This is a genomic window from Streptomyces sp. NPDC097617 (assembly GCF_044761485.1).
In the GTDB taxonomy this organism is placed as follows: Bacteria; Actinomycetota; Actinomycetes; order Streptomycetales; family Streptomycetaceae; genus Streptomyces.
The window spans coordinates 33,632-56,859 of sequence record NZ_JBIWCL010000023.1; the positions used below are offsets into that span (position 1 = coordinate 33,632).

20 protein-coding genes are annotated in these 23,228 nt (G+C 69.2%); 10 read left to right on the plus strand and 10 right to left on the minus strand.

The window, feature by feature from the left end:
* Positions 1-38: 38 nt before the first annotated feature.
* Positions 39-1,307: an MFS transporter gene (locus ACIQZO_RS29955; protein ID WP_403631905.1), complete on the plus strand. Its 1,269-nt coding sequence runs from the start codon at positions 39-41 to the stop codon at positions 1,305-1,307.
* Between the two features lie 65 nt (positions 1,308-1,372).
* Here the strand turns inward: ACIQZO_RS29955 and ACIQZO_RS29960 are convergent, their stop codons facing one another.
* Complete coding sequence (locus ACIQZO_RS29960; protein WP_403631908.1) at positions 1,373-2,839, minus strand: CCA tRNA nucleotidyltransferase; 1,467 nt, start codon at positions 2,837-2,839, stop codon at positions 1,373-1,375.
* Positions 2,840-3,024: 185 nt separating this feature from the next.
* Here ACIQZO_RS29960 and ACIQZO_RS29965 point away from each other — a divergent pair, with 185 nt between their 5' ends.
* The 7 genes from ACIQZO_RS29965 to trxA all read left to right on the plus strand — a co-directional run bounded on the left by ACIQZO_RS29965 (position 3,025) and on the right by trxA (position 12,473).
* A complete protein-coding gene (locus ACIQZO_RS29965; protein WP_403631910.1) occupies positions 3,025-5,289 on the plus strand; it encodes a DUF6049 family protein in 2,265 nt (754 codons plus the stop codon).
* 46 nt (positions 5,290-5,335) lie between these two features.
* A complete protein-coding gene (murJ, locus tag ACIQZO_RS29970) occupies positions 5,336-7,510 on the plus strand; it encodes a murein biosynthesis integral membrane protein MurJ (protein ID WP_403631913.1) in 2,175 nt (724 codons plus the stop codon).
* Between the two features lie 117 nt (positions 7,511-7,627).
* The gene (locus tag ACIQZO_RS29975) at positions 7,628-9,349 is read left to right on the plus strand and encodes a protein kinase family protein (protein WP_403631916.1); all 1,722 of its coding nucleotides are present in this window, start codon (positions 7,628-7,630) and stop codon (positions 9,347-9,349) included.
* A gap of 25 nt (positions 9,350-9,374) precedes the next feature.
* A complete protein-coding gene (sigM, locus tag ACIQZO_RS29980; RefSeq protein ID WP_403631919.1) occupies positions 9,375-10,070 on the plus strand; it encodes an RNA polymerase sigma factor SigM in 696 nt (231 codons plus the stop codon).
* Positions 10,067-10,984, plus strand: coding sequence for a hypothetical protein (locus ACIQZO_RS29985; RefSeq protein ID WP_403631922.1), 918 nt, complete (start codon positions 10,067-10,069; stop codon positions 10,982-10,984). The genes sigM and ACIQZO_RS29985 overlap by 4 nt, the downstream gene beginning before the upstream one ends.
* Before the next feature lie 128 nt (positions 10,985-11,112).
* Complete coding sequence (gene trxB, locus ACIQZO_RS29990) at positions 11,113-12,072, plus strand: thioredoxin-disulfide reductase (RefSeq protein ID WP_403631925.1); 960 nt, start codon at positions 11,113-11,115, stop codon at positions 12,070-12,072.
* Positions 12,073-12,131: 59 nt separating this feature from the next.
* A complete protein-coding gene (gene trxA / locus ACIQZO_RS29995) occupies positions 12,132-12,473 on the plus strand; it encodes a thioredoxin (protein ID WP_403631928.1) in 342 nt (113 codons plus the stop codon).
* 70 nt (positions 12,474-12,543) lie between these two features.
* Here the strand turns inward: trxA and ACIQZO_RS30000 are convergent, their stop codons facing one another.
* From ACIQZO_RS30000 to rpmH, 9 genes are all read right to left on the minus strand, one after another.
* The gene (locus tag ACIQZO_RS30000) at positions 12,544-13,161 is read right to left on the minus strand and encodes a GNAT family N-acetyltransferase (protein ID WP_403631931.1); all 618 of its coding nucleotides are present in this window, start codon (positions 13,159-13,161) and stop codon (positions 12,544-12,546) included.
* Between the two features lie 102 nt (positions 13,162-13,263).
* Complete coding sequence (locus ACIQZO_RS30005) at positions 13,264-14,352, minus strand: ParB/RepB/Spo0J family partition protein (RefSeq protein ID WP_403631934.1); 1,089 nt, start codon at positions 14,350-14,352, stop codon at positions 13,264-13,266.
* Positions 14,349-15,437: a ParA family protein gene (locus ACIQZO_RS30010; RefSeq protein WP_403631937.1), complete on the minus strand. Its 1,089-nt coding sequence runs from the start codon at positions 15,435-15,437 to the stop codon at positions 14,349-14,351. Before ACIQZO_RS30010 ends, ACIQZO_RS30005 begins: the two co-directional genes overlap by 4 nt.
* 277 nt (positions 15,438-15,714) lie before the next feature.
* Entirely contained in the window at positions 15,715-16,431 is a 717-nt protein-coding gene (gene rsmG / locus ACIQZO_RS30015) for a 16S rRNA (guanine(527)-N(7))-methyltransferase RsmG (RefSeq protein WP_403631940.1), read from the minus strand.
* 136 nt (positions 16,432-16,567) lie between these two features.
* On the minus strand, positions 16,568-17,080 hold the full coding sequence (locus ACIQZO_RS30020) for a protein jag (protein WP_403631943.1): 513 nt from the start codon (positions 17,078-17,080) through the stop codon (positions 16,568-16,570).
* Between the two features lie 15 nt (positions 17,081-17,095).
* Positions 17,096-18,199 (minus strand): membrane protein insertase YidC, encoded by a 1,104-nt coding sequence (gene yidC, locus ACIQZO_RS30025; protein ID WP_403631945.1) that lies wholly within the window; start codon positions 18,197-18,199, stop codon positions 17,096-17,098.
* A gap of 3 nt (positions 18,200-18,202) precedes the next feature.
* On the minus strand, positions 18,203-18,484 hold the full coding sequence (yidD, locus tag ACIQZO_RS30030; RefSeq protein ID WP_075970728.1) for a membrane protein insertion efficiency factor YidD: 282 nt from the start codon (positions 18,482-18,484) through the stop codon (positions 18,203-18,205).
* A complete protein-coding gene (rnpA, locus tag ACIQZO_RS30035) occupies positions 18,481-18,855 on the minus strand; it encodes a ribonuclease P protein component (RefSeq protein ID WP_403631949.1) in 375 nt (124 codons plus the stop codon). Before rnpA ends, yidD begins: the two co-directional genes overlap by 4 nt.
* Before the next feature lie 21 nt (positions 18,856-18,876).
* Positions 18,877-19,014 carry a 50S ribosomal protein L34 gene (gene rpmH, locus ACIQZO_RS30040; RefSeq protein WP_100597229.1) on the minus strand — a complete coding sequence of 46 codons (138 nt, stop codon included), beginning with the start codon at positions 19,012-19,014 and terminating at the stop codon, positions 18,877-18,879.
* A 355-nt stretch (positions 19,015-19,369) separates the two neighbouring features.
* Between rpmH and dnaA the strand changes: the two genes are divergently transcribed.
* Both dnaA and dnaN read left to right on the plus strand, forming a co-directional pair.
* Complete coding sequence (gene dnaA, locus ACIQZO_RS30045; protein WP_403631952.1) at positions 19,370-21,148, plus strand: chromosomal replication initiator protein DnaA; 1,779 nt, start codon at positions 19,370-19,372, stop codon at positions 21,146-21,148.
* 874 nt (positions 21,149-22,022) lie between these two features.
* Positions 22,023-23,153, plus strand: a complete 1,131-nt coding sequence (gene dnaN, locus ACIQZO_RS30050) for a DNA polymerase III subunit beta (protein ID WP_403631955.1) — start codon at positions 22,023-22,025, stop codon at positions 23,151-23,153.
* Positions 23,154-23,228: the final 75 nt, after the last annotated feature.

Below are 23,228 nucleotides of genomic sequence, written 5' to 3' on the forward strand. Positions count from 1 at the left end.
GCGCCCGGGGACCCTCCGCGTATGTGACCCTTGCCCTCATGCCTGTCGTACGTGATCTGCGCGTACTCCTGCGCCTGCGGGATTTCCGCAACCTGCTCGCCGTACGGCTGTTCTCCCAGGCCGCGGACGGCGTCTACCAGGTCGCGCTCGCCACCTACGTCGTCTTCTCCCCGGAGAAGCAGACCTCGCCGGCGGCCATCGCCTCCGCCATGGCGGTACTGCTGCTGCCCTATTCGGCGATCGGACCCTTCGCCGGGGTGCTGCTCGACCGCTGGCGGCGCCGTCAGGTCTTCCTCTACGGCAATCTGCTGCGGGCCTTCCTCGCCTGCGTCACCGGGATGCTCATCGTCGCGCAGGTGCCCGACTGGCTGTTCTACGCCTCCGCGCTGTCCGTGACCGCCGTCAACCGCTTCGTGCTGTCCGGGCTCGCCGCGTCGCTGCCCCATGTCGTCGGCCCCGATCAGCTGGTCACCGCGAACGCGCTCTCCCCCACCGCCGGAACCCTCGCGGCGGTGGCCGGCGGCGGGCTGGCCTTCCTCGTCCGGCTGCTGGCCTCCGACTCCAATGCCCTCGTGGTCCTGCTCGGAGCCGGGCTCTACCTCGTCGCGGCCCTCGTCTCCCTGCAACTGGCCATCGGCCTCCTGGGGCCGGACCACCCCGCCGGCCGGGCCCACCCCTCGGTCACCGAAGGGGTCGCCCTCACCGTGCGGGGCATGACCGAAGGCCTGCGGCACCTCGCCGCCCGGCGCGAGGCGGCCCGGGCTCTCGCCGCGATGACCATGATGCGGTTCTGCTACGGGGCCCTGTTCGTCATGCTGCTGATGCTCTGCCGCTACTCCTGGTCGGACAACGAGTCCGACGGGCTGGCCCTGCTGGGAGTCGCCGTCGGCGCCTCCGGGGCCGGATTCTTCGCCGCCGCCGTGGTGACCCCCTGGATGGTGGGCCGGCTGGGCCCCCTCGGCTGGATCACCGTGTGCTCCGGGGGCGCCGCGGTCCTGGTGCCGGCCCTCGGCCTGTTCTTCACCCCGGGACCGATGCTCGTCGCCGCCTTCGTCCTCGGGCTCGCCACCCAGGGCGCCAAGATCGCCACCGATACCGAGGTGCAGTCGAAGGTGGACGACGACTACCGCGGCCGCGTCTTCTCCGTCTACGACGTGCTGTTCAACGTCGCATTCGTCGGCGCGGCGGCGGCGGCATCCCTGATGCTCCCCACCGACGGACGCTCCGTGATCCTGATCGTGATCGTGTCCGTGCTCTACGCCGCGACCGCGGTGCTGCTGGCCCGGCAGGAGCGACGTTTCACGTGAAACATCGCCGCTGACGATCCGGGGGGCGATGTTTCACGTGAAACATCGCCCCCGGTGTCCGTCCCTCAGGCCTGTGCGGCCCACCACTCCTTCAGCGCCACGACAGCCGCGTCGCGCCCCATCGGGCCGTTCTCCAGCCGCAGCTCCAGCAGGAAGGCGTAGGCCTTGCCGATCACCGGGCCCGGACGCACGTCGAGCACCTGCATGATCTCGTTGCCGTCCAGATCGGGCCGGATCGCGTCCAGCTCCTCCCGCTCCTGCAGCTGCGCGATGCGCTCCTCCAGCCCGTCGTAGGTCCGGGACAGGGCATTGGCCTTGCGCTTGTTGCGGGTGGTGCAGTCGGACCGGGTCAGCTTGTGCAGACGCTCCAGCAGGGGGCCCGCGTCACGGACGTAGCGCCGCACCGCGGAGTCCGTCCACTCCCCGTCGCCGTAGCCGTGGAAGCGCAGGTGCAGCTCCACCAGCCGGGACACGTCCTTGATCATGTCGTTGGAGTACTTCAGAGCGGTGAGCCGCTTCTTGGTCATCTTCGCGCCCACCACCTCGTGGTGGTGGAAGGAGACCCGGCCGTCGCTCTCGAAGCGGCGGGTGCGGGGCTTGCCGATGTCGTGCAGCAGGGCCGAGAGCCGCAGGACCAGGTCCGGGCCCTCCTCCTCCAGCGCGATCGCCTGCTCCAGGACGATCAGCGAGTGGTCGTAGACGTCCTTGTGCCGGTGGTGTTCGTCACTCTCCAGCCGCAGCGCGGGCAGCTCGGGCAGCACCCGGTCGGCCAGCCCCGTGTCCACCAGCAGTCCCAGGCCCTTGCGCGGGTGGGCGGACAGGATCAGCTTGTTCAGCTCGCCCTGGACCCGCTCCGCCGAAACGATCTCGATCCGCTCGGACATCGCCTTCATGGCCGCCACGACCTCCGGGGCGACCTCGAAGTCCAGCTGCGCGGCGAACCGCGCCGCGCGCAGCATCCGCAGCGGATCGTCCGAGAAGGAGTCCTCCGGGGTGCCGGGAGTGCGCAGCACACCGGCGGCCAGGTCCTCCAGGCCGCCGTGCGGGTCGATGAACTCCTGCTCGGGCAGGGCCAGGGCCATGGCGTTGACCGTGAAGTCACGGCGGACCAGGTCCTCGTCGATCGAGTCCCCGTAGGAGACCTCGGGCTTGCGCGACGTACGGTCGTAGGCCTCCGACCGGTAGGTCGTCACCTCGATCTGGAAGTTCCGTACGGTGTCCCCGACGCGGGCGCTCTTCTGCGCCCCGACGGTGCCGAAGGCGATGCCGACGTCCCACACCGAGTCCGCCCACGGCCGGACGATCTTCAGAACGTCCTCGGGGCGGGCATCGGTGGTGAAGTCGAGATCGTTGCCGAGACGCCCCAGCAGCGCGTCGCGGACGGACCCACCGACCAGGCCGAGGCGGAAGCCCGCCTCCTGGAATCGGCGGCCGAGCTCGTCGGCGACAGGAGCGATCCGCAGCAGTTCACTGACCGCGCGGAGCTGCACCTGACTCAGGGCACTGGGGTTGTCTTCGTTGGCGTTCGGCACAACAGAAAAGGGTACGTGCCCGGCCCACCGGGAGCCGCCCCTTTTGCGGGCACCCCGGTAGACGGCAACCCCGGCCCTGAGCTGATCATGTGGAGCAAGGCGCGGCACTCGCACACAGCGGGCCTCGTTACCATGCGTGGACGCACAAAAAACGACCACTGACACTTCGAGGGACGGGCTAGCGCGTGGCCGAGGCGGCAGACATCCAGGGGGCGTCCCCCGCTCCTGCCCGGCGCCGGTGGCTGCGGCGCGCGATCGTCCTGCTCGCCGGGACGCCCGTGCTGGCCGCGCTGATCTACTCGCCCGCGCCCCGGGCGGAGGCCGCACAGGCCTCGTCCGTGGATGTCCAGCTGACGTCCATGGCCCCCTCGGCGCCGGTCAAGGGCGACACCCTCACCATCGAGGGCACCGTGCTCAACACGGGCTCCGAGAAGATCACCGACGCCCACGTCGGCCTGCGGGTCGGGCCCGCACTCGCGGACCGCTCGTCCATCGATGAGGCGGCCGAGCGCACCGGCTTCCGGGCCGGCGCCGATCCGGGCGAGATCGACCCGGCCTACGCGGTGAAGATCGACTCCCTGCCCTCCAAGATCAGCCAGCCCTTCACGCTCACGATCCCGGTGAACAAGCTGGAGCTGGACAAGGACGGGGTCTACCCGCTCGGGGTCTCCCTGTCGGGAGTCACCGACAGCCGGCCGTCCGAGCAGGTTCTGGGCATCAAGCGGACCTTCCTGCCCTGGCAGCCCGAGGCCGCCGCCAAGCGCTCCCAGCTCACCTACGCCTGGCCGCTGATCTCCACCACCCGCGTGACGGCGGAGACGGGCTCCGACGAGCTCCAGACCCCCGTCTTCCTCGACGACTCCCTCGCCCAGGAGCTCGCTCCGGGCGGGCGCCTGGAGCGGATGGTCACCCTCGGCAAGGATCTGCCGATCACCTGGGTCATCGACCCCGACCTGCTCTATTCGGTCGACGCGATGACCAAGGGCTACCGGGTCCGCACTCCCGGCGGCAAGCCCGTCCAGGGCAAGAACAAGGCCGTCGCCGAGCAGTGGCTGAGCTCGCTCGAGGCCGCCGTCCAGGGCAAGAAGGTCGTCGCCCTCCCGTTCGCCGACCCGGACCTCGCCTCCCTCGCCCACCGCGGCAAGGACGTCTCGGGCACCCTGGGCCAGCTGCGCCCCGCCACCGACAAGGCGAAGCAGGCCGTCGAGACGGTCCTGCACGTCCCCGCTTCCACCGACTTCTCCTGGCCCGTGGACGGCGCCATCGACCCCTCGATCGTCAATGTGGCCACCTCGGCGGGCGCCCACAACGTCCTCACCCGCAGTGACAGCCTCGTGGAGAGCGGAGCCCTCGGCTACACGCCCTCGGCCGCACGGCCCATCGGGGCGGGCACCACCGCCGTCGTGGCGGACGCGGACCTGTCCACCGCCTTCCAGGGCGAGATGCTGCACGCCGGGACCTCCACGCTCGCCGTGCAGCGGTTCCTGGCCCACAGCCTCGCCCTGAACCTCCAGAAGACCGAGGAGCAGCGCAGCTTCGTCGTCGCCCCGCAGCGGATGCCCAACGTCAGCCAGGTGCAGACGATGGCCGCCGCCGTACGGGGCCTCCAGGCGGGCCGCTGGACGCAGCCCGTGGACCTTGAGGCCGCGGCCGCCGCCAAGCCCGATCCGGGAGCCACCACCCAGGTGCCGGGCGCCGGCCAGTACCCCGAGGCCCTGCGCAAGCAGGAGCTGCCGGTGTCGGCCTTCGAGAAGATCCGCACCACGCAGAACGCCCTCGACCGCTTCAAGGTGATCCTCGCCGCGCCCGACCGTGTGGAGATCCCCTTCGGCAACACGACCAACCGGGAGATGTCCACGTCCTGGCGCGGGCGTCCGGACGAGGCCAGCCTCTACCGGGAGCACGTACAGGAGTACCTGATCGGTCTCACCGAGAAGGTCAAGGTCATCCCCAAGTCCGACGCCACCCTGTCCGGACACAGCGCCACCATCCCGGTCAGCGTCCAGAACAGCCTGGTGCAGGACGTCCACGACCTCGTCCTGCGCGTGAAGTCCGCCAACCCGAGCCGTCTGATGTTCGGCGGCAAGGCCGAGGCCGAGCAACAGGTCACCGTGCAGGGCGACCACACCCAGACGGTCAAGTTCCCCGCCAACGCCACGGCGAGCGGTCCCGTCGAGGTCACCGCGCAGCTGTTCACCAAGGACGGCGTTGCCTACGGCAAGGCACGGACGTTCACCGTCGAGGCCACCGAGATCACGCCCACCGTCATGCTCGTGATCGCCGGTGGTGTGCTCCTCCTGGTCCTGGCAGGCGTCAAGATGTACGCCAGCCGCAAGCGCGTGGCGGCACGCGCCGCCGCCGAGGAGAGCACGCAGCCGAGTGACGAGTCCCCGGACACCGAACCGCAAAGCGCGGACGGGTCCGGCACGAGTGAGACAGTGGACCGTTGATTGACGCCGTGGCCGGTCGGCCTGGGGACGATGAGGTGGGGTTTCGATGAACGCGCCGTACGACGGTGACCGCGGGCAGGGCACTGGTGGGCCTGCGCCCTCCCAGGGCACTGCCCCGGGCACCCCGGTGCCCGGGCAGGTTCCCGTGCCCGCGCCCGCGCCGGACCGTGACCCGTATATCCAGGACGCCTACGCCTACGATCCCTACCGGTCCCAGGACCTGTCGGCCCAGGACCCCGTCGCCGAGGTGCTCTACGACCGGTCCGCCCACCCGCCGCCACCGCCCGGCACCTACCAGGAGCCCGGACCGCTCTACGCGGCTCCGACCGCGCCCTCCTACGCTCCGGACCCGCGGGTCTGGGCCCAGACCCCGCCGCCCGAGCCGGACGGCCCCTCGCGCCACCTGCCGTACGGCGACCACGCCACCACGACGCAGTTCGTCGGCGTGGACGCACTCGTCACCAACGCCGCGGACGAGCAGCCGGAGCCGGACGCGTTCGCGCACCTGTACCGGGACCAGGAAGCGGCGCCCCGCACCCCCGCCGAGGACGCTCCCGTGGCCGCTCCGGCCCCGAGCAAGCCGGCCGGACGCGCCTCCAGCCTCCTGAAGTCCAGTGCCCTGATGGCCGCGGGCACGATCGTCTCCCGCATCACCGGCTTCCTGCGGACCCTGGTGATCGCCGGTGCCATCGGCGTCGGCACCTTCAACGACACGTACCAGATCGCCAACACCCTGCCCACGATGATCTACGTGCTGGTCGGCGGCGGCGCTCTGAACGCCGTCTTCATCCCGCAGCTGGTCCGGGCCATGAAGAACGACAGCGACGGGGGGCAGGCGTACGCCAACCGGCTGCTGACGCTCGTCGTGGTGCTGTTGGCGGGCATCACGACCATCTGTGTCCTGGCCGCGCCGGTGTTCATCACGATGATGTCGCCGAAGATCGCCTCCGACCCCCAGCAGATGGAAGTCGCGGTCGCCTTCGCCCGCTACTGCCTGCCCACCATGTTCTTCATGGGCGTCCACGTGGTCCTGGGTCAGATCCTCAACGCCCGCGGCCGCTTCGGCGCGATGATGTGGACCCCGGTCCTCAACAACATCGTCGTCATCGCCACCTTCGGCGCCTTCATCTGGGCCTTCGGGGGCTTCACCACCTCCGCAGTGAACGCCACCACGGTCACCCCCGAAGGCGTGCGCCTGTTGGGCCTGGGCACCCTGCTCGGCCTCACCGTCCAGGCCCTGGCGATGCTGCCGTACCTGCGTGACGCGGGCTTCAAGCCGCGCCTGCGCTTCGACTGGCGGGGCCACGGCCTCGGCAAGGCCGCGGGCCTGGCCAAGTGGACCTTCTTCTTCGTCCTCGCCAACCAGGTCGGCCTGGTCGTCGTCACCCAGCTCGCCACCTGGGCCGGTTCCGTCGCCGAGAAGCAGGGCCACCCCGGTACCGGTATCACCGCCTACAACTACGCGCTGCTGCTGTGGCAGATGCCGCAGGCGATCATCACCGTCTCCGTCATGACGGCCGTCCTGCCCCGCATCTCCCGCTCCGCGCACGACGGCGACGCCGCCGCGGTCCGCGACGACATCTCCTACGGTCTGCGCACCTCGGCCGTCGCGATCGTGCCCTGCTCCTTCGCCTTCCTCGCCCTCGGTGTCCCGATGGCCACACTGCTGTACGCCGGCTCGGGTTCGGGCGCGCAGAACATCGGCTACATCCTGATGGCCTTCGGACTCGGCCTGATCCCGTACTCGATCCAGTACGTCGTCCTGCGCGGCTTCTACGCCTACGAGGACACCCGCACGCCGTTCTACAACACCGTCATCGTCGCCGCGGTCAACGCGGCGGTCTCCGCGCTCTCGTTCTTCGTGCTCCCGGCCCGGTGGGCGGTGGTCGGCATGGCCGCCGCCTACGGACTCGGCTACGCCGTCGGCGTCGGCGTCGCCTGGCGCCGCCTGCGCACCCGGCTCGGCGGCGACCTCGACGGCGCGCACGTGATGCGCACCTACACCCGCCTCATCGGCGCCTGCGTCCCGGCCGCCGCCGTGGCCGGAGCGGCCGCCTACGGGGTCACCCAGTGGCTGGGCAGCGGAGTCACCGGCTCCGCCGCCTCCCTCGTCGCCGGCGGGATCGCCCTGGCAGCGGTGTTCCTCATCGCCGCCAAGCGGATGCGGATCGAAGAGCTCAACGCAATGGTCGGGATGGTCCGCGGACGTTTGGGGCGCTGATGCGCACAACCGTCGCCCCCTTTCGTGTGTCGTGCTTAGCGTCGGACTGTGGGCACAATTGGCATGGCTTCGCAGACTGGCTTTCAGCACGCAACGGATGGGGAGGCAGGAACGACGGTGGCGGAACGTAGCACGGCTGCCGTCGACGTGGCCGACAACAGCGGCGATGAGCCGCTGACCGCTCAGGCGGCACAGGCCACGTCCGACGGGGTGGACACCCAGAACGGACGAGCCGCGGACGGACCCATGCCCGACAAGGACGGCGAACGCACCAACCCGGCCCCTGCGGCCGCACCCGAACTCCACAGCGGACACAAGCTCGCCAGACGCTACCGGCTGGAAGAGTGCGTCACCCGTGTGGACGGATTCAGCAGTTGGCGCGCGATGGACGAGAAGCTGCGCCGGGCCGTGGGCGTGCACCTGATGCCCGCCGACCACGCGCGGGCACGCTCCGTCCTGGCCGCAGCACGTTCCTCCGCCCTCCTGGGCGACCCACGGTTCGTGCAGGTCCTCGACGCGGTGGAGGAGAACGACGTCGCCTACGTCGTCCACGAGTGGCTGCCCGACGCCACCGAACTCACCGCGCTGCTCGCCGCGGGTCCGCTGGAGGCCCACGAGGCGTACCAGCTCGTCAGCCAGGTCTCCCAGGCCATGGCCGCCGCCCACCGCGAAGGGCTCGCCCATCTGCGGCTGACGCCCAGCGCGATACTGCGCACCTCCACGGGCCAGTACCGTATCCGCGGCCTCGCTGTGAACGCCGCCCTGCGCGGCATCACCAGCGAGACCCCGCAGCGCGCCGACACCGAGGCCATCGGCGCCCTCCTATATGCCGCCCTCACGCAGCGCTGGCCGTACGAGAGCGACGCGTACGGCCTCACCGGCCTGCCCAAGGGCGTGGGCCTGATCGCCCCCGACCAGGTACGCGCCGGTGTCCACCGCGGTCTGGGCGAACTCGCCATGCGCGCACTCGCCAACGACGGGGCCACCGCCTCCCGTCAGGAGCCCGCCTGCACCACCCCGGACGAGCTGGCCAAGGCCGTGGCCTCGATGCCCCGCATCCGGCCGCCGGAGCCCGCCTTCACCGCCCCGCCCGAGTACCAGCACACCACCTACCAGCAGGGCAGCTACGGACGTCCCACGCCTCCCGGCGTGAACACCGTTCAGAGCCGGCCCGTCGTGCCTCCTCCGCCCCCGCTGCAGAGCCGTACCGGCCGGGCCCTCAAGTGGGGCGTCGCCGCCCTGCTCATCGCTGCCCTCGGCCTGGGTAGCTGGCAGCTGGCCGACACCCTCCTGGACCGCGGGACCCAGAAGGGCAACAGCGGCACCAACAACAACCAGACGGGCTCCGACGACAGCGGGGAGAAGAAGGAGCCGACCCCTCTGACGATCACGGGTGCCCAGGAATACGCCCCGGACGGCAAGCCGCAGAACGCCGAGAACGTCTCGAACACATACGACGCGGACGCCGCCACCTACTGGCGTACCAAGAGCTTCTTCGACGGCCCCGAAGTGAAGATCAAGGACGGCCTCGGAATCGTCTACGACCTCGGGTCCGAGCAGGAGGTCAGCGGAGCATCGATAGCGCTGAAGTACGGCGGGCCGCACACCACCCTCACCCTGTACGCCGCCGACTCCAAGTCCCCCAAGGGTTCTGTCGGCTCCATGGCGAAGATCGCCGGAACGACCAGTTCGGACAACAGTCTCCAGCTGACTGCCGACAAACCGGTCAAGACGCGGTACGTGCTCGTGTGGATCACCGCCATGCCGCACGCGCCGCTCGATGACTTCAGCGATTCCGGCTACAAGCAGGCCATCACGGACGTGAAGTTCTCGGGCTGACCGCACAACCGGGAGGGGCCCACCGTTGAACGACGCGACACCCGGCACGTGCAGTGACCAGGAGCTCCTGGAGCTGCACGTGGCCGGTGATCCCGATGCCTTCGGCGAGATCGTGCGACGGCACCGCGACCGGCTGTGGGCCGTGGCTCTGCGGACCCTCGGGGATCGCGAGGAGGCCGCGGACGCCGTACAGGACGCCCTGGTCTCCGCCTACCGGGCCGCCCACACCTTCCGCGGGGAATCCGCCGTCACCACCTGGCTGCACCGGATCACCGTCAATGCCTGTCTGGACCGGGCCCGCAAGGCCGCCTCCCGCAGGACCGCGCCCCTCGACGACACGGACCGCCTGGAGCGCCTCCTGGAGCCCCACGAGTCCGCGGAGGCCCCCGCGGAGCGCCAGGACCTCCATCGCCAGCTCCTGGCCGCCCTGAGGACCCTCCCGGCCGATCAGCGGGCCGCGCTGGTCCTCGTCGACATGCAGGGATACCCCGTCGCCGAGGCGGCCCGCGTCCTCGACGTCCCCACCGGAACCGTGAAGAGCCGGTGCGCCCGTGGCCGGGCGAAACTCGTACCGCTCCTCACTCATCTGCGCTCGAATGCCGGGGATAACACCGCCTCCGAGCGGGGAAGGAACCGGACGCCGGGCGCGCCCGTCCCACCAGCGGCAGAACCCCGGCATTCAGACCCAGACGCTGTGAAGGGCGGAGGTGGACGACCGTGAGCCCCACAACCGGCATGACCGGCACGATCCGGCACCCGGACGTCTCGGAGATCTCCGACCTGACCGAAGGTCTGCTCTCCCCGTCCCGTACCGCCGAGATCCGCCGGCACCTCGACGACTGCGTGCTGTGCGCCGATGTCCGCGCCTCCCTGGAGGAGATCCGGTCCCTCCTCGGCACCCTTCCGGGCCCGGCCCGGATGCCCGCCGACATCGCGGGTCGCATCGACGCGGCCCTCGCCGCGGAGGCCCTCCTCGACTCCACGCAGCCTCAGGCCCAGGCCGTCCCTGCCGGCCGGCCCCGCACGCCGCACCGCGATGTTTCACGTGAAACATCGCCCGGTGGTCACCCGACCGGCCCAACCGGCCCCGGGCGGCGCCGCGCGCGCCGCAGGATCGCCGTCTTCGCGGGTCTGGCCGGCGCCGCCGCCTGCGCTCTGGGCCTCTTCCTGTTCGGCGACTTCGCCGGCACGCCCGCTCACGACACCGCCACCCGCGGTGAGGCATCGGACTCCGCCGAGCAGCCGTCCGCCGCTTCCGGCGGCAGTTCCTACACCGCTCAAGGCCTCCAGAACAGCGTCCGGCAGCTCATCGCGGCCGACCGGGGCACCAAGACCCTGCCCGAAGAGGGGAACAACACGCTGGGGCTGGAGAACACCACCCCCGCCCCCGGGGTCGCTCCCGGCGACCGGGCAACGGGTGCCGTGCCCGGCTGCGTCCAGGAGGCCACCGGGCGCCCCGACGCGCCGATCGCCGCCGAACGCGGCAGCTACCAGGGCACCTCCGTGTATCTGCTCGTCCTGCCCCACCCCGCCGACTCCGCGCGCGTGGACGCCTACCTCGTCGACACCGCGTGCGAGCAGACCGCTTCGGGAGCCCCCGGAAAGGTCCTCCTGACACACACCTATCCCCGGTAGCCGAGGCGTTCGGGCCTTTGCTGGGGCCGGTGGGGAATGCATGCGCCGTAGGATCCGTTGGGTGGGGTGAGAGTCCGCACCGGCCCCCGGTAGGCAGTACGCAGTCCGCAGAAACGAGGAAGAAACCCGTGAGCGACGTTCGAAACGTGATCATCATCGGCTCCGGGCCGGCCGGTTACACCGCCGCCCTGTACACCGCACGCGCTTCGCTCAAGCCGCTGGTCTTCGAGGGCGCCGTCACCGCGGGTGGCGCCCTGATGAACACCACCGAGGTGGAGAACTTCCCGGGCTTCCAGGACGGCATCATGGGCCCGGACCTCATGGACAACATGCGGGGTCAGGCCGAGCGCTTCGGTGCGGAGCTGGTTCCGGACGACATCGTGTCCGTGGACCTCAGCGGTGAGATCAAGACCGTCACCGACACCGCCGGCACCGTGCACCGCGCCAAGGCCGTCATCGTGACCACCGGTTCCCAGCACCGCAAGCTCGGTCTGCCGAACGAGGACGCGCTCTCCGGCCGCGGTGTCTCCTGGTGCGCCACCTGCGACGGATTCTTCTTCAAGGACCACGACATCGCTGTCGTCGGCGGCGGTGACACCGCGATCGAGGAAGCCACCTTCCTCTCCCGGTTCGCCAAGTCCGTCACGATCGTCCACCGTCGCGACAGCCTGCGCGCCTCGAAGGCCATGCAGGACCGCGCCTTCGCCGACCCCAAGATCAAGTTCGCCTGGGACAGCGAGGTCTCCGAGATCCACGGCGAGCAGAAGCTCTCGAGCCTCACCCTGCGCAACACCAAGACCGGTGAGACCTCCGAGCTGCCCGTGACCGGCCTCTTCATCGCCGTCGGCCACGACCCGCGCACCGAGCTGTTCAAGGACCAGCTGGACCTCGACCAGGAGGGCTACCTCAAGGTCGACGCCCCCTCCACCCGGACCAGCGTCAACGGCGTGTTCGGCGCCGGCGACGTCGTGGACCACACCTACCGTCAGGCCATCACGGCAGCGGGCACCGGCTGCTCCGCCGCCCTCGATGCCGAGCGCTTCCTCGCCGCCCTCGCGGACGCCGAGAAGGCCCACGCAGCGGTCTGACCGCTCCGCCCCCGCACCACCCCACCCCACACCCCGCAGAAAAGATGAAGGAGGCCGCTGTGGCCGGCACCCTCAAGAACGTGACCGACGCTGACTTCGACGCCGAGGTTCTCGCCAGCGGGAAGCCCGTGCTGGTGGACTTCTGGGCCGCGTGGTGCGGCCCGTGCCGCCAGATCGCGCCGTCCCTCGAGGCCATCGCCGCCGAATACGGCGACCAGATCGAGATCGTCAAGCTCAACATCGACGAGAACCCGGCCACGGCCGCCAGGTACGGCGTCATGTCCATCCCGACCCTGAACGTCTACCAGGGTGGCGAGGTCGCCAAGACCATCGTCGGTGCGAAGCCGAAGGCCGCCATCCTGCGCGACCTCGCCGAGTTCGTCGAGGTCAAGACCGCCTGACGGTCGATCCATGTTTCACGTGAAACGGGGCCGCCCCTGCATGGGGGCGGCCCCGTTCCGCGTTCCACGCTCACAGCGGGCGCAGCGCCGGCTCCTTGCGGGCCGCGCCCAGCAGCCGGTCCAGCGCCAGCTCCACGTCTTCCTTCCATGACAGCGTCGACCGGAGCTCGAGCCGCAGCCGCGGATGCACAGGGTGGGGACGGACCGTTTTGAAGCCCACCGCGAGCAGGTGGTCAGCCGGCAACAGGCACGCCGGGCCCTCCCAATGCGCGTCCCCGAACGCCTCGATGGCGCGGAATCCCCGCCGCAGCAGGTCTTTCGCCACCGTCTGAACCATCACCCGACCGAGGCCCTGGCTCTGATACCCCGGCATGATCCAGGCGGTGATCAGCTGCACGGCATCCGGCGAGACCGGGCTGGTGGGGAAGGCGGTGGCCCGCGGCACGTACGCGGCCGGCGCGTAGAGGACGAAGCCCACCGGAACCTCGTCCACGTAGACCACTCGGCCGCAGGATCCCCACTCCAGCAGGACGGCGGAAATCCACGCCTCCTTCTCCTGGGCCGCAGTACCCGCCTTCACGGCGGCCTCACCGCTGACCGGATCCAGCTCCCAGAAGACACAGGACCGGCAACGACGTGGGAGGTCCTGGAGGTTGTCCAGCGTGAGCGGTACCAGCCGACGACCCATGAACGCATCGTATCCACTGGTCGATCGTTCTTCGACAGCAAAGCGAAGGGGCGGACCGCGTCGGTTCGCACCGTCGCGATCCGCCCCTCGGCGGCCCGGGGTTCACTCCCCGGTGAGTCCCTGCTCCAGCACCCGGCCCTCGCCCGGCGCCAGCGATCCCAGGATTCGCTCCAGATCCTCCATCGAGGCGAACTCGACGGTGATCTTGCCCTTCTTCTGGCCCAGGTCCACCTTCACCCGCGTCTCGAAGCGGTCCGAAAGCCGCGTCGCCAGCTCGTTGAGAGCCGGAGCCACCCGGGCACCCGCACGCGGACCCTTCGGCTTCACCGCACTCGACGGCTCCGAGGCCATCAGCGTCACGATCTCCTCGACCGCACGCACCGACAGGCCCTCGGCCACGATCCGGTGGGCCAGCTTGTCCTGCTCCTCGGAATCGTCCACCGAGAGCAGGGCACGCGCGTGTCCGGCGGACAGCACACCCGCGGCCACCCGGCGCTGCACCGAAGGGGACAGCTTGAGCAGCCGCAGCGTGTTCGACACCTGGGGACGCGAGCGCCCGATCCGGTCGGCCAGCTGATCGTGGGTGCAGTTGAAGTCCTTGAGCAGCTGGTCGTAGGCCGCGGCTTCTTCCAGCGGGTTCAGCTGAGCGCGGTGCAGGTTCTCCAGCAACGCGTCCAGCAGCAGCTTCTCGTCGTCCGTCGCCCGGATGATCGCCGGAATGGCCTCCAGCCCGGCCTCGCGGCAGGCACGCCAGCGCCGCTCACCCATGATCAGCTCATAGCGGCCGGGGGCCGATTGCCGCACGACCACCGGCTGAAGCAGACCCACCTCCTGGATGGAGGTCACCAGCTCGGCGAGCGCGTCCTCGTCGAACACATCGCGCGGCTGGCGCGGGTTCGGCGTGATCGCGTCCATCGGGAGCTCGGCGAATGTCGCCCCTGCCACCACATTGGTCTCGGCCTCGGGCTCCGGCTCGACCACGGGGGCAAGGGGAAGCGATGTTTCACGTGAAACATCGGCCTGCACGAGCGCGGCCAGCTTCGCCGCCGCGACCCCCCGCTCCGAAGCCAGCGTCGGCACCGCCGACGGGGACGTCGAGCCGGCGCTGATCACCGGCGGCGTCTTCTCCTGCGGAGCCGCCGGGATCAGCGCACCGAGCCCCCGCCCCAGGCCTCTACGTCGCTCACTCACTGGATCCCCTCCGCCACACTCTGCGTGCTGTTCATGCCCGGGCCCAGATGGGCGTGCCGAGCGTCGTACTGCATTCCGACCCCCCGATACGCGATCTCTCGCGCTGCCTCCAGGTAGGAGAGGGAACCACTGGAACCCGGGTCGTAGGTGAGCACCGTCTGCCCGTAGCTCGGCGCTTCGGAAATTCGCACCGATCGGGGGATGCTCGTTCGCAGCACCTCCTTGCCGAAGTGGCTGCGCACCTCCTCCGCCACCTGCGAGGCCAGCCGGGTCCTGCCGTCGTACATCGTCAGCAGGATGGTCGACACGTGGAGCGCCGGGTTGAGGTGGGCTCGCACCAGATCGACGTTGCGGAGCAGCTGACCCAGCCCCTCCAGCGCGTAGTACTCGCACTGGATCGGGATCAGTACCTCCGCGCCAGCCACCAGCGCGTTCACCGTCAGCAGGCCGAGCGAGGGCGGGCAGTCGATCAGGATGTAGTCGAGAGGCTGGTCGTACGCCTGGATCGCCCGCTGGAGGCGGCTCTCCCGCGCCACGAGCGACACCAGCTCGATCTCCGCACCCGCCAGATCGATCGTGGCCGGGGCGCAGAAGAGCCCTTCCACGTCCACCACCGGCTGGACGACCTCCAGCAGAGGCCGGCTGTCCACGAGCACGTCGTAGATCGAGGGCACATCGGCATGGTGGTCGATACCCAGCGCCGTGGAGGCGTTGCCCTGCGGGTCGAGGTCGACCACCAGGACCCGTGCACCGTGCAGGGCCAGTGAAGCCGCCAGGTTGACGGTCGTCGTGGTCTTGCCCACGCCGCCCTTCTGGTTGGCCACCACGATGACCCGCGTCTGGTTCGGCCGGGGCAGCCTCTCTCCGGCGCGCCCCAGCGCCTCGACCGCCTGCTGGGCGGCTCGGCCGATGGGGGTGTCGTTGTCTACAAGAGGCGGAGGCAATGTTTCACGTGAAACATCCTCACCCGCCGATTCAGAGCGGGGACCGGGGACCGGATCGGTCATCGGCCCCGCGAGGTTGGCGTCGGACCGCACGGTGTCACTCTCCTCGACATCAGGCTCGCGATGAACAGAGCCTGCCATGCCACCCGGCTCGCGAACCAGCGGGGCCCGTACTCCTGTGGATGAATCCACCGATGTGGACAACTCCGTCCCCCTTCCGTCCTTGCGGGAACGCGGGGACGCTGCCGCACGACCGCGGCTGATGATTCCGTGCAGCAGAGAGCGACGTTTCACGTGAAACACGATGCCCGGACGGAGTCTTCACGCCGCTACGACACTCCGAAATCCATACCTATAGGGCCCAACGCGGATGAAATCTCCGCATTGGGCCCCCGGTCAGCACAGAATCAACGGACCATCACCGGCGGCGACGCGTACGTCCCACCCGTGCAGCCTTAGCCCGCTTGGCCGCGAACCTCACCCCGCCGGGGCTCTCTCCCACCTCGACCCGCACCACCGTCGACAGCGGATCCACCAGACCCTCGCCGACCTGGAGCACCGAGGTCTTCACCACACCCAGCTTCGCCAGCGCCGTCTTCGCCGACACCAGCTCCTCGTCCGCGGTGTCACCCTTCAGCGCCAGCATCTCGCCGTACGGACGCAGCAGGGGCACACCCCAGCCGGCCAGCCGGTCCAGCGGAGCCACCGCCCGCGCCGTCACCACGTGCACCGGCTGGAGCTTGCCCAGGACCTCCTCGGCCCGACCGCGCATCACCGTGACGTGGTCCAGGCCCAGCAGTTCCACGACCTCCTGGAGGAAGGTCGTCCTCCGCAGCAGCGGCTCCAGCAGCGTGATCTTGAGATCCCGGCGCACCAGAGCCAGCGGGATACCGGGCAGCCCGGCACCCGAGCCCACATCGCACACGGTGACGCCCTGGGGCACCACCTCCGACAGCACAGCGCAGTTCAACAGGTGCCGCTCCCACAGGCGCGGCACCTCACGCGGCCCGATCAGGCCCCGCTTGACTCCCGCGTCCGCCAGCAGCTCCGCGTACCGCACAGCTTCCGGGAAAAACTCACCGAACACCGCGCGCGCCTCTTCAGGCGCCGGGGGAAGCTCTGCTGCCTCCGTCACGGGGACCGTCCTTCCGTACCGCATGGTTCTGAAGAACCACGTCTTCAAGGTGAAGCGTCGTTCACTTGTCAGGCCAGGCTGACAAACATCGGCCCCGCCTGCGACACAGACGGGGCCGAACAACTTGCGCCGGCGATCAGGCCGGAAGCACAACGACGAAGCGCTGCGGCTCCTCGCCCTCGGACTCGCTGCGCAGACCGGCGGCCGCCACGGCGTCGTGGACGACCTTCCGCTCGAACGGGGTCATCGGGGCCAGCTCCAGCGGCTCGCCGGACGCCTTCACGTCCTTCGCGGCCTGGGCGCCCAGCGCCGCCAGCTCCTCGCGCTTCTTCGCGCGGAACCCGTCGATGTCCAGCATCAGCCGGCTGCGGTCCCCGGTCTCCCGGTGCACGGCGAGGCGGGTCAGCTCCTGCAGAGCCTCCAGAACCTCACCGTCGCGGCCCACGAGCTTCTGCAGATCACGGCCGGTCGATTCACTGACGATCGACACCGCGGCCCGGTCGGCCTCGACGTCCATGTCGATGTCGCCGTCCAGGTCGGCGATGTCCAGCAGACCCTCGAGGTAATCGGCCGCGATCTCACCCTCCTGCTCGAGGCGGGTCAGGGTGTCGCCACTCTCAGCGGCGGCGGTGGTGGTGCCTTCCGTCACGGGAGGGACTCCTTCTTACTTCTTGGGAGTGGGCTTGCTGGGCGTCTGACGCTGCGACTTCGACTGGCGCTTCGGTTGCTGGCGCTTCGCGGCACCGCCGCTCGCCGCATCCGAGTCTGCCGTGGCCTCGGAACTCTTGATCACACTGCCGTCGGGCTGGGCGGCCATGCCCTGCTTGGTGAGGGTGGTGATGAACTTGCGCTCGTTGTCGTTGCGGTCCGGGCCCTTGGCGACGATCGCGGCGACGACCTTCTTCTTGCTCCGGCCCTTCACGTCACCGTGCGAGCCGATGTGCTTCAGCAGGCGGGAGAGGTACTGGTCCTGCGCCTTGCTGCCCGGCGTCGGGTTCTGGTTGATCACGTACATCTGCTGGCCCATGGTCCACACGTTCGTGGTCAGCCAGTAGACGAGAACACCGACGGGGAAGTTGATGCCCATGACGGCGAAGATCACGGGGAAGATGTACATCAGCATCTTCTGCTGCTGCATGAACGGCGTCTTGACCGAGAGGTCCACGTTCTTCTGCATCAGCTGACGCTGGGTGTAGAACTGCGACAGCGACATCATGATGATCATGATGGCGGTGACGACGCGCACATCGGTGATCGAGGCGTTGAGGCTCGCGGCCTTCTCGGCGCTGTCCGTGAACTTGGCGGCGAGCGGAGCACCGAAAATGTGGGCCTGACGGGCGCTGGCCAGCAGCGGGCCGTCGATGTAGCCGATCTCTTTACCGTTGGCGATGCTCGAGAGCACGCTGTAGAGAGCGAAGAAGAACGGGGACTGCGCCAGGATGGGAAGGCACGAGGAGAGCGGGTTGGTACCCGTCTCCTTGTACAGCTTCATCATCTCTTCGGACTGACGCTGCTTGTCGTTCTTGTAGCGCTCCTGGATCGCCTTCATCTTCGGCTGGAGCGCCTGCATACCCCGCGTCGCCTTGATCTGCTTCACGAAGAGCGGGATCAGGCAGATACGGATCAAGACCACCAGGGACACGATGGACAGGCCCCAGGCCCACCCGCTGTCCGGCCCGAAGACTGCCCCGTAGAGCGAGTGGAACTGAACGATGATCCAGGAAACGGGTGTGGTGATAAAGCTGAACAGACCGGCGATCGTGTCCACTAATCAGGCTCCTTGAGCATTGCGAGATCTACGCAACGCACTGCGCAGCTGCTCGTGCCAACGCGGGCGTTTACGGGGTGGGACATGGTCCACACCACCCGGGGACCACGGATTGCACCGCAGGATCCGCCAAGCGGTCAGGACCGTCCCCTTCACCGCACCATGCCGGTCGATGGCCGTGTACCCGTAGTGCGAACACGACGGGTAGTAGCGGCACACCGGCCCGAGCAGCGGACTGATCGTCCACTGGTACAGCTTGATCAAAGCGAGCAGCGGGTACTTCATCGAGCCACGCCTCCCAGGAGCCGCACCAGAGCGGCATCAAGGTCCCGGGCCAGCGCGTCGGGGCCGGCATCGCCCGCTCCGGGCAACGCTCGTACCACCACCAGGCTACCGGCGGGCAGCTGAGAGAGCCGCTCGCGGACCAGATGGCGAAGACGGCGCTTGACCCGGTTACGTATGACGGCGTTGCCGACAGCCTTGCTGACGACGAAACCCGCACGCGTCGAGGGATCGATCTCCCCCGGCTCGTGCGGGTCCGTTGCACCGCTTGTACGTAGGTGGACGACGAGGAGCGGGCGACCAGCCCGACGACCTCGACGTACCGCGCTCGCGAAGTCCTCGCGCCGCCTCAGCCGGTTTTCGGGAGACAGCACGACGTCACGACCTGCGTGTTGTTACGCGGAAAGTTCGGCGCGGCCCTTGCCACGACGGTTCGCGAGGATCGCGCGACCGGCACGGGTACGCATCCGCAGGCGGAAGCCGTGGGTCTTGGCACGACGGCGGTTGTTCGGCTGGAAGGTGCGCTTGCTCACTCGGGGGCTCCAGAGAATGAATCGTTGTGGCGGGACATCGCCTGGCTGTCACCGTGCGCCCACGAGGAAACTCGCGTGTTCGCCCGAGTGGCACCGCTAAACGATCACTAATAGTGACCTTCGCCCATCCATAGGCAGGCGGCAGCAGCCATCGACAACTCGACCTCGTTACGGTACGCGCGGCTACGCCGTCCGGTCAAACCGAGCCGACGTGGCCGCACACTGTGCACAGGCTGTGGACAACGACTTGAACCGTACCCGCTGGCCTGACTACCGTTGACTGACCCCGGATTTTTTGTCCCGACCGTCCCAAAGAACCACACATTCGTGGGACCCCTGTGAGAGAGCGTGCTCTGTGGCTGACGTACCTGCCGATCTTGCCGCAGTGTGGCCAAGGGTGCTCGAGAAGCTCCTCGGGGAGGGACAGCCGGGGATCGAACCGAAGGACAAGCAGTGGGTCGAGCGGTGTCAGCCCCTGGCACTCGTCGCCGACACCGCACTGCTCGCCGTCCCCAATGAGTGGGGCAAGCGCGTCCTCGAGGGCCGCCTCGCCCCGCTGATCAGTGACGCGCTGAGCCGCGAGTGCGGCCGCCCCATCCGGATCGCCATCACCGTGGACGACTCCGCCGGCGAGCCCGCGCCCCCCGCCCCGCCCCAGCAGCAGGGCGGGTACGAGCCCTACGGCGGCCAGCGCCCCGGCGGCGGCCCCGGCGACGACCAGCTCCCCACGGCCCGCCCCGCCTACCCGGACTACCAGCAGCAGCGCCCCGAGCCCGGCGCCTGGCCCCGCGGCGGCCAGCAGGACGACTACGGCTGGCAGCAGCCGCGCCTCGGCGGCTTCCCCGAGCGCGACCCGTACGCCTCACCGCAGCCGGGCTATATGCAGCAGTCCGAGCCCTCCGGCTACGACCAGGGCTCCTACGAGCAGCAGAAGTACGAGCAGTCGCCGTACGACTCCCAGCAGCAGCACCAGAACCATCAGTACGAGCAACAGAAGTACGAGCAACAGAAGTACGAGCAGCCCGCGCCGCGCCAGGCTCCCGGCCGGCCCTCGTCGGCCCCGTCCCCCTCCGGCGGCTCCACCTCGGGCCCGCTGGAGCCGACCGCGCGGCTGAACCCGAAGTACCTCTTCGACACCTTCGTCATCGGCGCCTCCAACCGCTTCGCGCACGCCGCCGCGGTGGCCGTCGCCGAGGCGCCCGCCAAGGCCTACAACCCCCTCTTCGTCTACGGGGAGTCGGGCCTCGGCAAGACGCACCTGCTGCACGCGATCGGGCACTACGCGCGGAGCCTCTACCCCGGGACCCGGGTGCGGTACGTGAGCTCCGAGGAGTTCACCAACGAGTTCATCAACTCGATCCGCGACGGCAAGGGCGACGCGTTCCGCAAGCGCTACCGCGAGATGGACATCCTGCTCGTCGACGACATCCAGTTCCTCGCGAGCAAGGAGTCGACGCAGGAGGAGTTCTTCCACACCTTCAACACGCTGCACAACGCCAACAAGCAGATCGTGCTCTCCTCCGACCGGCCGCCCAAGCAGCTGGTCACCCTGGAGGACCGGCTCCGCAACCGCTTCGAGTGGGGCCTGATCACCGACGTCCAGCCGCCCGAGCTGGAGACCCGTATCGCGATCCTGCGCAAGAAGGCCGTCCAGGAGCAGCTCAACGCCCCGCCGGAGGTACTGGAGTTCATCGCCTCCCGCATCTCGCGCAACATCCGCGAGCTGGAGGGGGCGCTGATCCGGGTCACGGCCTTCGCGAGCCTGAACCGGCAGCCGGTCGACCTGGGCCTGGCCGAGGACGTCCTGAAGAACCTGATCCCGGGCGGCGAGGACAGCGCACCGGAGATCACCGCCTCCGACATCATGGCGGCCACCGCCGACTACTTCGGCCTGACCGTGGACGACCTGTGCGGCTCCTCGCGCAGCCGGGTCCTGGTCACCGCCCGGCAGATCGCCATGTACCTGTGCCGGGAGCTCACCGACCTGTCGCTGCCCAAGATCGGGGCGCAGTTCGGCGGCCGCGACCACACGACCGTGATGCACGCGGACCGCAAAATCCGCGCGCTGATGGCCGAGCGCCGCTCCATCTACAACCAGGTCACCGAGCTCACGAACCGCATCAAGAACGCCTGAGCGCGGCCCCGACCCCCGCTTCAAGGCCCCTTCAGGGCCCCTTCACACGCATGCAGAGGGCGCTCCCGGTCCACAACGGGGGCGCCCTTCTTCGTTCGCGCGCCCCTGACCTGTTCGAATACGCCCCCGAGGGAGCAACTCATCCACAGATTGGGAGACTTTCTTCCGTCCACACCCTGGGGACGGATTCCGTCGCCCACAATCTGTCCACAGGCATGCGGGGTGAGTCTCCATCAGGGCAGGTCAAGCCCCTGTGGAATTGTGCACAACCGCTATCCACAGGCTGTGGACAAATATTTCGTCCACAGCACTGTCCACGGCGTTGTCCACCGTCGACCCACAGGTTTCCACGTCCTGTGCACAGGATCCGATGCCTTCTCCACACCCTTGTCCACTGTTCGGCAACACACCACCCCCTCTCACCGCCCGGAGTGAAAGCCGTCACACGGATGTAGACGTTTGGGCTGTGGAGTACCGGGGGAAAGCTGGGGACGCACCTGTGGACTAGTGGGGGTCTCCTGGGGACAGCCTGTGCAGAACTTTTCGTTCTCCACAGAGACACGGGGTTGTCCACCGGTGTCGCCCACAGGGTCGGTGGATAAAAAACCGGGGTTGACCTGCGCAAACGGGCTTATCCACCGTTTCCACAGGCCCTACTACTACCCCCATAGAGAGTTAGGCCGGTTTCGGTTTTCAAGCGGGTCCTGTGCACAACTCGTCGATCGCCCGCCCCGACGCCTCGCTCCCGACTTGACCGCCGGCCGCACCGACTGTCGGCGCCGTACGTCAGACTGGTTCCCGGCATCGGTCGAGGCATCGACGAGCCGACGACGAAGGCCGGCAGACGAGCGAGCAACAGCAGGAGGCGGTTCCGGTGAAGATCCGGGTGGAGCGCGACGTACTGGCGGAGGCGGTGGCTTGGGCCGCCCGCAGCCTCCCGGCCCGGCCGCCGGTGCCCGTTCTCGCGGGCCTGCTGCTCAAGGCCGAGGAAGGCACGCTGAGCCTCTCCGGCTTCGACTACGAGGTCTCGGCCCGCGTCTCCGTCGAGGCGGACGTCGAGGAGGACGGCACCGTCCTGGTCTCCGGCCGGCTGCTGGCGGACATCTGCCGCGCCCTCCCCAACCGCCCGGTGGAGATTTCCACAGACGGTGTACGGGCGACCGTGGTCTGCGGCTCCTCGCGATTCACACTCCACACCCTGCCTGTGGAGGAGTACCCGGCACTGCCGCAGATGCCGACCGCGACCGGGACCGTGGCCGGCGAGGTCTTCGCCTCCGCCGCCAAGCAGGTGGCCACCGCCGCCGGCCGTGACGACACGCTGCCGGTGCTGACCGGTGTCCGCATCGAGATCGAGGGCGACCGCGTCACCCTGGCCTCCACCGACCGCTACCGCTTCGCGGTCCGCGAGTTCCTGTGGAAGCCGGAGAACCCGGACGCGTCGGCCGTGGCCCTGGTGCCCGCCAAGACGCTCCAGGAGATCGCCAACTCGCTGACCAGCGGTGACACCGTGACCCTGGCGCTGTCCGGCTCCGGTGCGGGCGAGGGCCTGATCGGTTTCGAGGGCGCCGGCCGCCGCACCACCACCCGGCTGCTCGAGGGCGACCTGCCCAAGTACCGGACCCTGTTCCCGACGGAGTTCAACTCGATCGCCGTGATCGAGACCGCGCCCTTCGTCGAGGCCGTCAAGCGCGTGGCCCTGGTCGCCGAGCGCAACACCCCGGTCCGCCTCAGCTTCGAGCAGGGCGTGCTGATCCTGGAAGCCGGCTCCTCCGACGACGCACAGGCTGTGGAAAGGGTCGACGCCCAGCTGGACGGCGACGACATCTCGATCGCCTTCAACCCGACCTTCCTGCTGGACGGCCTGAGCGCGATCGCCTCCCCGGTGGCCCAGCTCAGCTTCACCACGTCGACCAAGCCCGCGCTGCTCAGCGGCCGCCCGGCGATCGACGCGGAAGCCGACGAGGCGTACAAGTACCTGATCATGCCGGTGCGCCTCTCCGGTTGATTTTTCCCAGGTCAGGCCCGGTTTCGCCGCCCGCGAGACCGGGCCTGACCACGTTGCGGGAGTTCTGCGCGGCCT

Coding starts and splice junctions, on each gene's coding strand:
- ACIQZO_RS29955 (WP_403631905.1), top strand. CDS start 39: ATGCCTGTCGTACGTGATCTGCGCGTACTCCTGCGCCTGCGGGATTTC.
- murJ (WP_403631913.1), top strand. CDS start 5,336: ATGAACGCGCCGTACGACGGTGACCGCGGGCAGGGCACTGGTGGGCCT.
- ACIQZO_RS30000 (WP_403631931.1), bottom strand. CDS start 13,161: ATGGGTCGTCGGCTGGTACCGCTCACGCTGGACAACCTCCAGGACCTC.
- ACIQZO_RS30010 (WP_403631937.1), bottom strand. CDS start 15,437: ATGGCAGGCTCTGTTCATCGCGAGCCTGATGTCGAGGAGAGTGACACC.
- yidD (WP_075970728.1), bottom strand. CDS start 18,484: ATGAAGTACCCGCTGCTCGCTTTGATCAAGCTGTACCAGTGGACGATC.